This window comes from Streptomyces justiciae (assembly GCF_015163075.1).
Classification (GTDB): Bacteria; Actinomycetota; Actinomycetes; order Streptomycetales; family Streptomycetaceae; genus Streptomyces; species Streptomyces justiciae.
Genome location: NZ_JADDXU010000002.1, coordinates 841,012 through 854,119, shown reverse-complemented (window position 1 = coordinate 854,119; position 13,108 = coordinate 841,012). Strand labels below are relative to the sequence as shown.

The window sequence follows — 13,108 nt, the reverse complement described above, 5'->3', positions numbered from 1 at the left end:
TGCGGTATGGTCTGCCAACCCTTGGCATGGCAGATCGAGGAGCGTGCGCGTGTTCAACCGGAACCGAGGCCTTCGTCGGATGGCGGCCTTCGCGTCCATATCGTCGCTGGTGGCCGGGTGCGGTGTCCTGTCGTCGGACTCCTCCGACGACCAGGGGCCGATCGTCGTCGGGACCACCAGCGCCCCCAGCACCCTGGACCCCGCCGCCTCCTGGGACAGCTCCTGGGAGCTGTTCCGCAACATCTACCAGACCCTCCTCAGCTATCCCTCCGGCGCCACCACGCCCCAGCCCGACGCCGCCGAGAGCTGCAAGTTCACCGACAACGCGAACCGCGTCTACAGCTGCAAGCTGCGCGAGGGCCTGAAGTTCTCCAACGGCGACACGCTCGACGCCAAGGCCGTCAAGCACTCCATCGACCGGATCGGGAAGATCAACGTCAACGGTGGCCCCGCCGGTCTCCTCGGCAGCCTCGAACGCGTCCAGGCGCTCGGCGAGCGCGAGGTCGTCTTCCACCTCAACAAGCCCGACGCGACCTTCCCGTTCGTCCTCGCCACCCCCGCCATGTCGATCGTCGACCCCGACGAGTACCCGGCCGACGCGCTGCGCAAGGGCGACAGCATCGTCGGCTCCGGGCCGTACACCCTCAAGTCGTACAGCGAGGACAAGGCCGAACTCGTCAAGTACGGCGACTACGACGGGTACGCCGAGCGCAAGAACGACGCGGTGACCATCCGCTACTTCAAGGAATCCGCGCCCATGGTGCAGGGCCTGAAGGACGGCTCCCTCGACGTCGCCTTCCGCGGACTGGGCGCCGACGACGTCGTCAGCCTGGACAAGGAGCAGAACGACACCGACCTCCAGCTCTTCGACGGCTCCGGCACCGAGATCAGCTACCTGGTGTTCAACCCGAAGGACCCCTGGGCCGGCAAGCTCGCCGTCCGCAAGGCCGTCGCCCAGATCGTCGACCGCGGGGCGATCGCGCACAAGGTCTACAAGGACACCGTCGAGCCGCTGTACTCGATGGTCCCGAAGGGCCTCACCGGCCACACCACCGGCTTCTTCGACGACTACGGCAACCCCAGCGTCGCCAAGGCCAAGAAGATCCTCCAGGACGCCGGCATCACCCAGACCGTCCCGCTCACCCTCTGGTACACCACCGACCGCTACGGCTCCGCCACCAAGGCCGAGTTCGAGGAGCTGAAGAGCCAGCTGGAGGACTCCGGCCTCTTCGAGATCACCCTCAAGAGCCGCCCCTGGAAGACCTACGTCACCGGCTACCAGAACGGCGAGTACCCCGTGTTCGGGCGCGGCTGGTTCCCCGACTTCCCGGACGCCGACAACTTCATCTCTCCCTTCGTCGGCGACAAGAACGCCCTCGGCACGCCCTACCCGCAGCCCGAGATCACCGGCACCCTGCTGCCGCGCTCGCGCCGCCAGAGCGACCGCGCCAACGTGGTCAAGGACTTCGAGGAGGCCCAGCAGATCATCACCGACGACGCCCGGCTGCTGCCGCTGTGGCAGGGCCGGCAGTACGTCGCCGCGAACGACGACATCTCCGGCGGCGAGACGGCCCTGGACCCGTCGACGATCATGATGATGGGCGAGCTGTACCGCAAGACGAGCTGGTGAGTGGGGGCTTTGAGGGTGTGCGGTCCGTTGTCAGTGGTCGCCTGTAGGTTCTGAGCACTGAAGTGACCGCACGACATAAGGACGTTGACGTGACCGACATCGCCATGCTGCCCGAGTCCTGGCGCGGGGTCCTGGGCGACGAGCTCCAGCAGCCCTACTTCAAGGAGCTGACCGAGTTCGTCGAGGAGGAGCGGGCGAAGGGTCCCGTCTTTCCGCCGCGCGAGGAGGTCTTCGCCGCGCTCGACGCGACGCCGTACGACCAGGTGAAGGTCCTGATCCTCGGTCAGGACCCGTACCACGGCGAGGGCCAGGGCCACGGCCTGTGCTTCTCGGTCCGTCCCGGTGTGAAGACCCCGCCCTCCCTGCGGAACATCTACAAGGAGATGAAGGAGGAGCTGGGCACCCCGATCCCGGACAACGGCTATCTGCTGCCGTGGGCCCAGCAGGGCGTCCTGCTGCTCAACGCGGTGCTCACCGTCCGCTCCGGTGAGGCCAACTCGCACAAGGGCAAGGGCTGGGAGAAGTTCACCGACGCGGTCATCCGCGCGGTGGCCGACCGGCCCGACCCGGCGGTCTTCGTCCTCTGGGGCAACTACGCCCAGAAGAAGCTCCCGCTGATCGACGAGACCCGGCACGTGGTCGTGAAGGGCGCCCACCCCTCGCCCCTGTCGGCGAAGAAGTTCTTCGGCTCCCGCCCCTTCACCCAGATCAACGCGGCGGTGGCGCTCCAGGGCCACGAGCCGATCGACTGGACGATCCCCAACCTGGGCTGACCTGCTCCCGGGGCCGATCCACCGGGTCGGCCCCGCCTCGCCGTGATTGTCAGTGCTCCCGATTAGCGTCGGGCGGGACAGGACGGCCCGAGGGTGTGGAGGACGCGGTGGCGGAGCGACAGGAGCAGGCGGCGCCGGATGCCGTGATGACGCGGATCGGGCAGGTCGTCATGTTGCATCACGCGGGGGACCGTGAGGAGGCCCGGCACCGCTTCCTGGACCTGTGGGCGGAGATCGGCGAGGACGGCGACCCGCTGCACCGCTGCACCCTCGCCCACTACATGGCTGACGCCCAGGACGACCCCTCGGACGAACTGGCCTGGGATTTGCGGGCGTTGACGGCCGCCGAGGAACTCACCGACGACCGCCTCGCCGAGCACGAGAGCACGCTGGCGGTGCGCGCCCTGTATCCCTCGCTGCATCTCAATCTGGCCGCCGACTACGTGAAACTCGACCGCTCCGACGCCGCCCGCACCCACCTCCGCCGGGCGCGCGGAGCAGCGGACGCCCTCGCCGACGACAGCTACGGCGACGGGGTGCGCGCCGCGATCAGCCGACTGGAGCTGCGGCTGGGGGAGGGGTCGCCGGGGGAGGGCGGATGGGCGCCGCCGAGACAGCGCCCGTGAGCCTGCGGAGGGCCTAAGGGCCTGTCCGGCGGATCATGTCGCGGACGCGGGGCGAGGCGTCGCGGCTCTTCTGCGGTCTGATCCGCCGGACAGGCCCTAACGCCCGTACGTCTGCTCGCAGATCCTCGCCTCCGGGCTGTCCTTGCGCCAGCCGCCGTACCGCTTGCCGAGGCCGCAGACATCCGGGTTCTTCGGCACCGCCGTCGCCACGTCGGGGATCTCGACGTGCGGATGCGGCGGCCGGCGGGTCTCGGGATGCGCCGGGTGGGCGGGGTGCTCGGGGTGTGCGCGCGGTGGCTGCTGCCGCGGTGCCTGCTCCTGCGTGGGCGACGGCGGCGCCGCCCGGTGCGTGGCGGGCGCCCCGGGTTTCGCCTCGCGGGACGGGCCGATGAGCTCCAGGGCCTCCCGCGCCGGCGCCTGCACGATCTGCGGCTCGGCCTGACCGTCCGGTCGGGGCGCCGCCGGCAGGGAGGGCGCCGCCGGTGGGCCCGGGGCGACCGGTCGCTGGACCGTCACACAGCCGGAGAGGGCCGAGACAGCCACGGTGACCAGGAGCGTTGCGGTGGTCGTCGTTCGATGCACCTGCGTCACTCTGCTGCTTACCGCCGGGTTCGGGACAGCGGACAAGCGCAGGTTGCCCCGCACGGGTGATCTCCGGCCCCGTACGGAGGGCGCGGCACCGCCAGGGGTGACGGCGACGCGGGGCCGCCGACGCGCGGGTTCACGCCCCCAGCATGCCGTCCAGCAACTCCCGCAGTCCCGCCCGTACTTCGTCCAGGCTCGGCACCTGCGTCCCGAACGCCCCGGCCACGCAGGAGAACATCAGCCCGTCCGCCCACGCCACCAGGGACAGCACATGCCGGGCCGGCTCGGTCGAGCCCAGCGCCGTGACGAGGACGCTCAGCTGGTCGCGGAAGCGGGCCCCGGTCGCGTCGAAGTAGGCGCGCAGCTCGGGGCGGCGGGTGGCCTCCAGGGCCAGTTCGTAGCGGGCCAGCGTCAGTTCGCGGTTGCGGGTCAGGGCGCGGTGGGTCGCCAGGGCCAAGGCGTCCACCATCGCGGGCAGACCGCTGTCGGGGGCCGGCATCTCGTGCAGGCCCAGCACCTTCGCCTCGCGGTCGGCGAGCCGTCGTACCGCCAGCTCCAGCAAGGCCTGGCGGGTGCGGGCGACATTGGAGGTGGACCCCGGCGGCAGCTCCGCCGCCTCGTCGACGGCCCGGTGGGTGAGACCGCGCATGCCCCGCTCGGCGAGCAGCGCGAGGGCGGCGTCGGCGACGCGGTCGCCGCGGGAGGCGCCCGTGGCGGCGGCGGTCGATGTGCGTACGGCCATGGGCCTCAACCTACCCGTCGCACTACGCCTGTAGTAATCCGCACTACAGGCGTAGTAATCTCGACATCGTTCGTCACTACACCTGTAGTGACGAGGTGGCCGGATACCCCTGCCCCAGGAGGAGCCATGGCACAGCCCAAGAACGTCGTCGTCATCGGAGGCGGCATCGGTGGCCTGGCCGCGGCCGCCGCCCTGCGGCTGAGCGGCCACCGGGTCACCGTCCTGGAACGGGCCCGCTCCCTCGAACCCGTCGGCGCCGCCATCTCCCTCGCGCCCAACGCGCTGCGCGCCCTGGACGTCCTCGGCATCGGCGACGAGATCCGTGACCTGGCCGCCTGGCAGGGCGACGGCGGACTGCGCACACCCCGCGGCCGCTGGCTCTCCCGCACCAGCGCCGCCGCCGCGGCCGAGCGCTTCGGCGGCCCCCTCGTCCTGCTGCACCGCGCCACCCTCGTCACCAGCCTCGCCGCCCTGCTCCCGCCCGACGCCGTCCGCACCGCCGCCGCGTCGACCCTCCTCGACCCCGGCGACGCCCACCGCCCGGCCCGCGTCCGGACGCCCGACGGCGAGCTGGAGGCCGACCTGGTCGTCGCCGCCGACGGCGTCCGCTCCGCCGTACGGCACGCGCTCTTCCCCGACCACCCCGGAGCCGTCTACTCCGGCTTCACCACCTGGCGCGTGGTGATCCCCGTCCCCGGCGTGGAGTTCGCCTCCCACGAGACCTGGGGCCGCGGCCGCATCTGGGGCACCCACCCGCTCAAGGACGGCCGGGTCTACGCCTACGCCGCCGCCATGACCCCGGCGGGACAGCACGCCCCCGACGACGAGCGGGCCGAACTGTTGCGCCGGTACGGCGACTGGCACGACCCGATCCCCGCCGTGCTCGCCGCCGCCCGCCCCGAGGACGTCCTGCGCCACGACGTCCACCACCTCGCCGACCCGCTGCCCGCCTTCCACCGCGGCCGCGTCGCCCTCCTCGGCGACGCCGCCCACGCCATGCCGCCGACCCTCGGCCAGGGCGGCAACCAGGCCCTGGAGGACGCGGTGGTCCTCGCCCACCACTGCGACGACCTCCCCGCCTACACCGCCGCCCGCCTGCCCCGTACGACGTCCATCGCCCGCCAGGCCGTCCGGATCAGCCGCCTGAACATGACCGGCAACCGCGCCCTGATGGCCGTACGCGACACGGCGATCGCCGCGCTGTCACAGGTCGGGCCGGCCCTCCTCCTGCGAGGTTTCGACGGCATCGCCGACTGGCGGCCGCCGCGGTCGCCGTATGCTGCCGTCGTGTCAGGCACGGGCGAGCGTTAGGGAGACCCACCAGTGAAGGTCGGCTGCATCGGACTCGGCGACATCGCCCAGAAGGCCTACCTGCCGGTGCTCGGCGGCCTCCCCGGCGTCGAACTCCACCTCCAGACCCGGACGCCCGCCACCCTCGCCCGGGTCGCCGACGGCCTGCGCCTTCCGGAGGCACAGCGGCACCAGGACCTCGACGCGCTGCTCGCCGCGGGACTCGACGCGGCCTTCGTGCACGCGCCGACCGTCGTGCACCCCGACATCGTGACGCGGCTGCTGGAGGCGGGCGTACCGACGTACGTCGACAAGCCGCTGGCCTACGAGCTGGCCGACTCCGAGCGGCTGGTGGCGCTCGCGGAGGAGCGCGGGGTGTCGCTGGCGGTCGGCTTCAACCGGCGGTTCGCGCCCGGGTACGCGCAGTGCGCCGACCACCCGCGCGAGCTGATCCTCATGCAGAAGAACCGGATCGGGCTGCCCGAGGAACCGCGCGCGATGATCCTCGACGACTTCATCCACGTCGTCGACACCCTGCGCTTCCTCGCCCCGGGCCCGGTCGACGACGTGACCGTGCGCGCCCGCGTCCAGGACGGACTGCTGCACCACGTCGTCCTCCAGCTCGCCGGGGACGGCTTCACCGCGCTCGGCGTGATGAACCGGCTCAGCGGTTCGGCCGAGGAGATCCTGGAGGTCTCCGGGCAGGACACCAAGCGTCAGATCGTCAACCTTGCCGAGGTGATCGACCACAAGGGCCAGCCGACCGTGCGCCGGCGCGGCGACTGGGTGCCGGTGGCCCGGCAGCGCGGCATCGAACAGGCGGTGCTCGCCTTCCTCGACGCGGTGCGCGCGGGCAAGGTGCTCAGCGCCCGGGACGCGCTGGCGACCCATGAGCTGTGCGAGCGGGTGGTACGCGCGGTGCGGGAGCGGGCCGCCTGAGCCGTACGGCCTTCAGCCCCTGTACGACGCACCAGGCGGCCAGGATCAGCAGCGCCGCGTGCGTCGGCCAGTCGCCGTAGCGGACGTACGGGGTGACACCGGTGGCCAGCGGGACCTCGTAGACCGCGGAGGTGCTCGCGTCGGTGGGGAGCCAGGAGCCGACGCGCTGTCCCTCGGGGCCGTACACCGCCGACACCCCGGTGAGCGTCGCGTGCACCATCGGGCGGCCCGTCTCGGCGGCGCGCAGGGCGGCCAGCGAGGCGTGCTGCGCGGGCGCCCAGCTGTCCTGGAACGTCGACGTCGACGACTGGGCGATCAGCACCTCGGCGCCGGACTCGGCGAGATGGCGGCTCATGTCGGGGAACGCGGACTCGAAGCAGACCATCGGGCCGACCCTCAGCCCGTGCCCGACGTCCATGACGACCTGCTCGCTGCCACGCCGCCGGTCCTCGCCCGCGGCCTTGCCGACCGAGGTCGCCCAGCCGAGCAGGGAGCGGGCCGGGATGTACTCGCCGAACGGCACGAGCCGCATCTTGTCGTAGCGGTCGCCGGTGAGCCCGTCCGGGCCGACCAGCACCGAACTCTTGTAGATGCCGGGCTTGTCCGAGCGGCGGGCGTCCACGTTGACGAGGATGTCGGCGCCGGTCTCCCGGGAGAGCGTCGCGAGCCGTCCGGCCAGGTCAGGCCGGTCGCCGAGGTCGAAGCCGACGCTGCTCTCGCCCCACACGACCAGGTCGACGTCCTGCCCGGCGAGTTCCCGGGTCAGCCGCTCCTCGCGGGCGAAACGCTTGTCACCGCTGCCGAGACCGTCGATCACACCCGGCTGCACGACCGCGATCCGGACCCGCCCGTCCGCGTCGGGGCGCGGTGACCACATCCAGGACGCGGAGGTGACGGCGGCGGTGGCGACGAGCGCGGCGAGGGCCGGGACGCGGGAGCGCGGGACGACGACCAGCACGGCGAACGCGACGTTCACGGCCACGATCAGGAAGCTGATCAGCCACACCCCGCCCACCGAGGCCAGCCGCAGCGCGGGTTCCACCTGCCACTGACTGGAGCCGAGCACGCCCCACGGTCCGCCGAGCCCCTGCCAGGACCGGACGAGCTCCACCAGCAGCCATCCCGACGGCAGCACGAAGAAGGCGCCGACGATCCGCCGGCCGGGACCGGTGAGGAAGTGCCGGACCAGCCATCCCCAGGGCGCCCACAACCCGCCGAGCAGGGCCGCGATGACGAGCGTGAAGACATGGAGGCTCGGCAGCAGCCAGTGGTGCATCGCCAGCATGAAACCGAAGCCGCCCGCCCAGCCGTCGTACGCCGCCCGCTTCCCGGTCGGCGCGGAGCGGGCCAGCAGCATCCAGGGGACCAGGGCGACGTAGGCGAACCACCACAGCGACGGCGCCGGGAACGCAAGCACGGGCAGCGCGCCGGCCAGGGCGGCGACCACGGATCTCCGCCACGGGGTGGTGAGCCAGTGGCCGAGCGTCTTCATGCGGCGCCTCCCTACCCCGTGCGTCCCTCCAGTGTGCTCGGTACGGACGCCCCGGGGACAGAGGGCATCGGCTCAGTTGATCACGGGCGCGGGCCGGGGACCGGGAAGACGCCGCCACTTCTCCTGCACGACCACCTCGCGCAGCCGCCAGCCGTCGTACGTGCGCAGCAGCCCGAAGGCGTACCGGCCGCCGCACACGAAGTCGGGCGCGGAAGGGCCCTCGGCGCCATCGCCGTCCTGCACGAAGCGCATCGGGTTGACGTAGTCCGCCTGGACGCGGGCCGTGTCGCCGGTGTCGTGGTCCAGCGTGCCGAAGGTGATGCGCCGGTTGACGATCAGATGCTGCCGCATGGAGAAGAGGCTCAGGCTCTCCGCGAGCCAGGCGGCGACCTGCCCCGCGTCGCCCTCGACCCCGCCCGCGGACCGGTAGTCCGCCCGGCCGTCCGGGGCGAACAGGCGCCGGTACGCCGCCCAGTCGCCGTCGTCCACGGCCACGGCGTAGTCGGTGATGAGTTCGTCGACGGCCAGCCGGTCCATCACGGTGGCGAGCTCCACACGCTGCGTCATGGGCCGAGTGTTGGGCATGGGACGGGCCGGGCCAAGGGGTGTGCGTCGACAATCGAGCGATGGGGGCTCCAATCGGGCGGCACGGGGCTCCAATCGGGTGGCGGAGGGCTTCAGTTGGGTGGCGGGGCTTTCAATCGGGTGGCGGGGGGGGCTTGAGTTGGCTGGCGGGGCTTCAATCGGGTGGCGGCGGACTTCAGTTGGGTGGCGGGGCTGCGGTCGGGTGCGGGGGCACTTCGGTTGGGTGCGGGGCCGCCTCGGTCGGGTGGCGGAGGGCTCTAGTTAGGCGGCGGGGACTCCAATCGGCGGCGGGGGGGCTTCAGTTGGGGCGGCGCGGGGCGTTCATGCGGTTGCGCGGTCCTGATCGTGGAGCCGGGTCTTCGAGGGCGTCGGTGCCCCAGGCGCTCGACGCCGACCAGAACCGGTGCTCCGCGGCGTGGGCCGCCATCCGGGCGTTGCGCGCCTGGGCCGCCGGGCCGTCCGGGAGATGGAACTCCTCGCCGGCGCTCGCGGAGCGGGCCTGCATCCCGGTGGCGGCCGCGAGCCGCCGTCGTACGTACCGGTCGAGCGCTTCGGGTACGTCGTCCGGGGCCGCGTCGGTGAGGCAGTCGCCGAGCACGGCCGCGTCGAGGATGGCCTGCGCCGCACCCTGCGCCTGGAACGGCACCATCGCGTGCGCGCTGTCGCCCAGCAGGGTCACCCGCCCGATATGCCAACGGGGGAGCGGGGCGCGGGTGTAGATGCCCCAGCGGTACATCTGGCCGGCACGCGTGAGGACTTGGACCACGCGGTCCTCCCACCCCTCGAACGCCCGCAGTGGTTCCCCCGGTTCGGCCCGCTCGGTCCACGACTCGTGGGCGGTCTCCGTCCCGAACACGGCCACGACGTTGAGGAGTTCACCCCGCCGCAGCCAGTAGTGGACGAAGTGCCGGCCGGGGCCGAGCCATATCCCGGTGTCCGGCAGCTCCAGATCGGCGACCGCGGCGGCTGGAAGCAGCGCCCGGTAGGCGGCCGTCCTCGAGAACACCGCCTCGTCCGTGCCGAAGAGCCACTGGCGGGCGGCGGACCGGATGCCGTCGGCGGCCACCACCAGGTGGGCGCTGAGGCGTTCGCCGTGCGCGGTCGTCACGGTGGCCGACCTGTCGTCCTGGTCAATGCCCACGACCTCGGTGCCCAGCCGTACCGCCCCGGGCGGCACCGCGGCGGCGAGCGCCTGCTGGAGATCGGCCCGGTGGACCTGCAGATACGGCGCCCCGAACGCGTCGTCGACCTCGCGCCCCAGCGTGTAACGGCAGATCTCCGTCCCGTCGGACCAGCTACGGAAGCTGAGATGGCCGGGCGGCCCGGACAGCGCGGCGACCGCGTCGAGTCGCCCCAGCCGGCGCAGCACCCGCGTGGCGTTCGGGGCGAGTTGGATCCCGGCGCCTGCCTCGGTGTACCGCGGGGTCTGCTCGACCAGCGTCACCTCGGCCCCGGCCCGGCGCAGCGCCAGCGTCGCGGCCAGCCCTCCGATGCCCGCGCCCATGACGATCGCTCGCATGGCACGACGGTAGCGAAGACGACTCCGGTGTGGTGCGAGGCGTTTCGGGCATCTCCGGCCGGGAGGTCGGAGGAGGTCGTCCGGGGTGAAGACGTCTCCATCATGACAGGTCAGCGCCGGTTTTCGTAGGACGAACGGCACTGCTCGGGAGCCTTGTTGAGGCCCTGCCCCGGCTCTCAGAATCGCCGTCATGAATCACTCGGAGAAGGTCGATCAGGATGCGGTGCTCAGGGCGCGGACGATTCTGCTGGAGTCGGACAGGCCGAGCGTCGCGCGGCAGGTCGAGGCGTACCGGGTGCTGTCGGCGGTGAGTCCGCTGACCTATGTGCCGAAACTGGCCGACGCGCTGGTGTCGTACGGGTACGAGTGGGAGGTCCGTGATCTGCCGGAGGTGCGGCTGGCCCGGCACGCGGAGGCAGCGGCCGTGGCGCGGCGCATCGACGAGGGGGATCCGCGGCGGGCCACGTTGCTGGTCCGGGCTCTGGACGCCTGTCAGCACGGTCTTTATGCCCTCGGGCGGCGGGCGGAGGGCCTCGCCGTCTGCGAGGAGATGGCCGCGGCCGGGCGCTGGGGCTTCGAGCACGGGCAGGTGGGGAGCCCCGCGTACGGGCACTGGCGACTGGCGGAGGTGCTGGCCGAGGAGGGGCGGTACGAGGAAGCGGCCGAGGTGTGTGAGAAGTCGGTCGACGCGGAGCGCCCGCTGGCCGCGGGGGACAACTCGTTCTGGGCAGTGGTGAGATGGGTGGCCGCCCTGGATGCCGCTGGACAGCAGGACGCGGCTCTGGACGCCTTCGCGGAGCTGGTGGACGTCACCCGGGCGGAAGTCGCGGCGGACAGCGCCTCGTTGGCGATACTGGTCTGCCAACTGGTGCACCAGGCAGGGATGCTGGACGGTGCCGATCGTCGCGTCGAGGCCGCGGCGGCCCGGCAGGAGGCTCTCACCCTGCTTGCCGACCTGGACCGCACCGGTGAACGCAGGAGCTGGAGCGACATGTCCTCGTGGTGGGTCGTCCTGTTCGCCCTGTCGGGCCGGTCGGCGGAGCCCGTACCGACCGCACGGAGGCCGGGGCCCGCATTCGGTGCACCCTGCCTGCAGTGGTCGCCGGACATCAGGGACGCCTACCTGGACGGCCTGGGGCCGCTGGAGGAACAGGTCACCGCGCTGCGCGAGGACCCGTCCACCCCGCTCCCCGAGCTGATCGTCCAGCACCGCAGGCTGGCCGTCCGCACCGCGGTGTACCGGGACCGCCTCAACCACCGCCTCCTCGAACCGCTGCGCCCCGTCTTCGCCGAGGGCGTGGCCCTCGCTCGCCGTCTCGCCGACCCCGGGACCCTGCGCGCGGCCTTGACGGACCAGGCCATGTTCCTCCTCGCGGCCAGGCAGTACGGCGAGGCGTACGACGGTTTCCGGGAGGCCTGCGACCTGCTGGACCCCTGACCCCTGACGTCACCCGGCCGCGCGCAGCCGCTCGAACGCCGTCGGCGTCGGGCGGCCGGGCAGGAACTCCCTGATGCGCAGGGCGCATTCGAGCGGGGTCGCGCGGCTCGTGTCGCACTCGATGTCGTAGATCCCGTGGGAGTGCACCTGCTCCAGCTGACGTGCCGCGAGCCCGGCCGGCCGGTCGCCGCGCTCACGCTCGCGGCGCTCCAGCTCCTCCGGCGGGCAGTGCACACCGACGAGCACCACGTCCTGCGGGACGAACAGGGACAGGCAGTCGCGGAGCCGCCACTCGGCGCTCAGCACATGGTCGACGACGACGTTGTTCCCTGCGGCGGCCATCCCGGCGACCGCGCGGTGGAAGCCCTGCCAGGTGCGGTGCAGCACGGTGCCCAGCTCGTCCGGCGGCACCGGCGCGCTCGACCGCATCGCGTGGAACGCGTCGACAGGCATGTGGAAGTACGGCTCGTCGAGCACCCGCAGCAGTTCGGCCGCGATGCTCGACTTGCCCGAACTGGAGGTGCCGTTCAGGAAGATGACGAGGCCCTGGCGCGCGGGGACGCTGTCGAGGTGCTCCATGGAGTGGATCTTAGGAGGGGCGGGGGTGGGCGATGATGGCCGGATGACTGATGCCGCCCTCTTCCGCCACCAGTTCTGGGGTGAAGGCACGTACGAGCTGGCCATCGAGGTCGGTTCGACGGACGACGTCGGATTGCAGGCCGTTCTGGACGCGGTGTGGGGCGCGGCGGGGGCGGAGGGCTGCTACGGGCACAAGGACCGGGAGCCGGAGGAGCAGCAGACCGTGCCGCGCACGGTCGCCTCGCTGGCGGAGTTCGGGCATCTATTCGGTCAGGCCCGGCTGCCTTCGGGGGAGCTCGTCGTGTGTGACGTCACGGCGGTGCGCGGTGGTGGTGACGACGGCAGCGACTGGCTGGCGTTCGGAGTGCCGCTGTCGGCCCTGCGGCAGGCGGGTGTGGAGTTCGAGGACGGTCCGTACTTCCGGTCCGCCGCGGCCGACGCGTGGTTGGCCGGCATCGGCCTCGACGCGTTCCGCGAGGCAGCCTTCAGCCTCGGCCTGATCGGGTGGAGCGTCTCCGGACTGACTGACTCCGAGACGCTGGGCGGTGTGCTGCCCGAGAAACGGGGCATGGCGTATCTCCTGCCCAGCGGCGGGGTTCTGCGCTATGGAGCCGTCAACGACTGAGCCGGGCGGCCCTGATCAGGCCGCCTCGATGACATTGCCGCGGATCGCGGCCGCCCACTCGACCACCAACAGCTCGTACTCCTCGCGCTCCTGGGTCGACAGCGAACCGCCCGCCCGCAGCCACAGCGCACGGATCTGCTCGTTGACTTCGGCAGCAGACCGCACGGAACCAGAGGCCATGGAATCGGGGGACATGCGGACAAGCCTAGGGGCAAGCACTGACACTGCGCTACCGAACGGCTACGCACAACGTATGTGATTGGTCACGGAGTTCACTGGGCGAAC

14 protein-coding genes are annotated in these 13,108 nt (G+C 72.0%); 7 read left to right on the top strand and 7 right to left on the bottom strand.

The window, feature by feature from the left end:
• The first annotated feature begins 49 nt into the window (after positions 1-49).
• The 3 genes from IQ210_RS07940 to IQ210_RS07930 all read left to right on the top strand — a co-directional run bounded on the left by IQ210_RS07940 (position 50) and on the right by IQ210_RS07930 (position 3,029).
• On the top strand, positions 50-1,630 hold the full coding sequence (locus tag IQ210_RS07940) for an ABC transporter substrate-binding protein (protein WP_194078119.1): 1,581 nt from the start codon (positions 50-52) through the stop codon (positions 1,628-1,630).
• 89 nt (positions 1,631-1,719) lie between these two features.
• Entirely contained in the window at positions 1,720-2,403 is a 684-nt protein-coding gene (locus tag IQ210_RS07935; protein ID WP_194078118.1) for a uracil-DNA glycosylase, read from the top strand.
• Between the two features lie 107 nt (positions 2,404-2,510).
• Positions 2,511-3,029: a hypothetical protein gene (locus IQ210_RS07930; RefSeq protein ID WP_194078117.1), complete on the top strand. Its 519-nt coding sequence runs from the start codon at positions 2,511-2,513 to the stop codon at positions 3,027-3,029.
• A 96-nt stretch (positions 3,030-3,125) separates the two neighbouring features.
• Here IQ210_RS07930 and IQ210_RS07925 read toward each other — a convergent pair whose 3' ends face one another.
• Both IQ210_RS07925 and IQ210_RS07920 read right to left on the bottom strand, forming a co-directional pair.
• Complete coding sequence (locus tag IQ210_RS07925; RefSeq protein ID WP_194078116.1) at positions 3,126-3,611, bottom strand: hypothetical protein; 486 nt, start codon at positions 3,609-3,611, stop codon at positions 3,126-3,128.
• Between the two features lie 139 nt (positions 3,612-3,750).
• Positions 3,751-4,356 (bottom strand): TetR/AcrR family transcriptional regulator, encoded by a 606-nt coding sequence (locus tag IQ210_RS07920; RefSeq protein WP_194078115.1) that lies wholly within the window; start codon positions 4,354-4,356, stop codon positions 3,751-3,753.
• A 126-nt stretch (positions 4,357-4,482) separates the two neighbouring features.
• On the opposite strand from IQ210_RS07920, the gene IQ210_RS07915 reads away from it, so the two are divergent.
• Positions 4,483-5,667: an FAD-dependent monooxygenase gene (locus IQ210_RS07915; RefSeq protein ID WP_194078114.1), complete on the top strand. Its 1,185-nt coding sequence runs from the start codon at positions 4,483-4,485 to the stop codon at positions 5,665-5,667.
• A 12-nt stretch (positions 5,668-5,679) separates the two neighbouring features.
• Complete coding sequence (locus IQ210_RS07910; protein ID WP_194078113.1) at positions 5,680-6,585, top strand: Gfo/Idh/MocA family protein; 906 nt, start codon at positions 5,680-5,682, stop codon at positions 6,583-6,585.
• Here IQ210_RS07910 and lnt read toward each other — a convergent pair.
• From lnt to IQ210_RS07895, 3 genes are all read right to left on the bottom strand, one after another.
• Entirely contained in the window at positions 6,509-8,077 is a 1,569-nt protein-coding gene (gene lnt / locus IQ210_RS07905; RefSeq protein ID WP_194078112.1) for an apolipoprotein N-acyltransferase, read from the bottom strand. The two genes, IQ210_RS07910 and lnt, sit on opposite strands and share 77 nt — an antisense overlap.
• Before the next feature lie 72 nt (positions 8,078-8,149).
• Complete coding sequence (locus tag IQ210_RS07900) at positions 8,150-8,644, bottom strand: nuclear transport factor 2 family protein (RefSeq protein WP_194078111.1); 495 nt, start codon at positions 8,642-8,644, stop codon at positions 8,150-8,152.
• A 316-nt stretch (positions 8,645-8,960) separates the two neighbouring features.
• Positions 8,961-10,181, bottom strand: coding sequence for an FAD-dependent monooxygenase (locus IQ210_RS07895; protein ID WP_194078110.1), 1,221 nt, complete (start codon positions 10,179-10,181; stop codon positions 8,961-8,963).
• A gap of 190 nt (positions 10,182-10,371) precedes the next feature.
• On the opposite strand from IQ210_RS07895, the gene IQ210_RS07890 reads away from it, so the two are divergent.
• A complete protein-coding gene (locus tag IQ210_RS07890; protein WP_194078109.1) occupies positions 10,372-11,619 on the top strand; it encodes a hypothetical protein in 1,248 nt (415 codons plus the stop codon).
• A gap of 9 nt (positions 11,620-11,628) precedes the next feature.
• Here IQ210_RS07890 and IQ210_RS07885 read toward each other — a convergent pair whose 3' ends face one another.
• A complete protein-coding gene (locus tag IQ210_RS07885; protein ID WP_194078108.1) occupies positions 11,629-12,198 on the bottom strand; it encodes a chloramphenicol phosphotransferase CPT family protein in 570 nt (189 codons plus the stop codon).
• A 43-nt stretch (positions 12,199-12,241) separates the two neighbouring features.
• Here IQ210_RS07885 and IQ210_RS07880 point away from each other — a divergent pair, with 43 nt between their 5' ends.
• A complete protein-coding gene (locus tag IQ210_RS07880; protein ID WP_228047091.1) occupies positions 12,242-12,823 on the top strand; it encodes a hypothetical protein in 582 nt (193 codons plus the stop codon).
• A 15-nt stretch (positions 12,824-12,838) separates the two neighbouring features.
• On the opposite strand, the gene IQ210_RS07875 is transcribed toward IQ210_RS07880, so the two are convergent.
• Positions 12,839-13,018 (bottom strand): hypothetical protein, encoded by a 180-nt coding sequence (locus tag IQ210_RS07875; protein ID WP_079311520.1) that lies wholly within the window; start codon positions 13,016-13,018, stop codon positions 12,839-12,841.
• Positions 13,019-13,108: the final 90 nt, after the last annotated feature.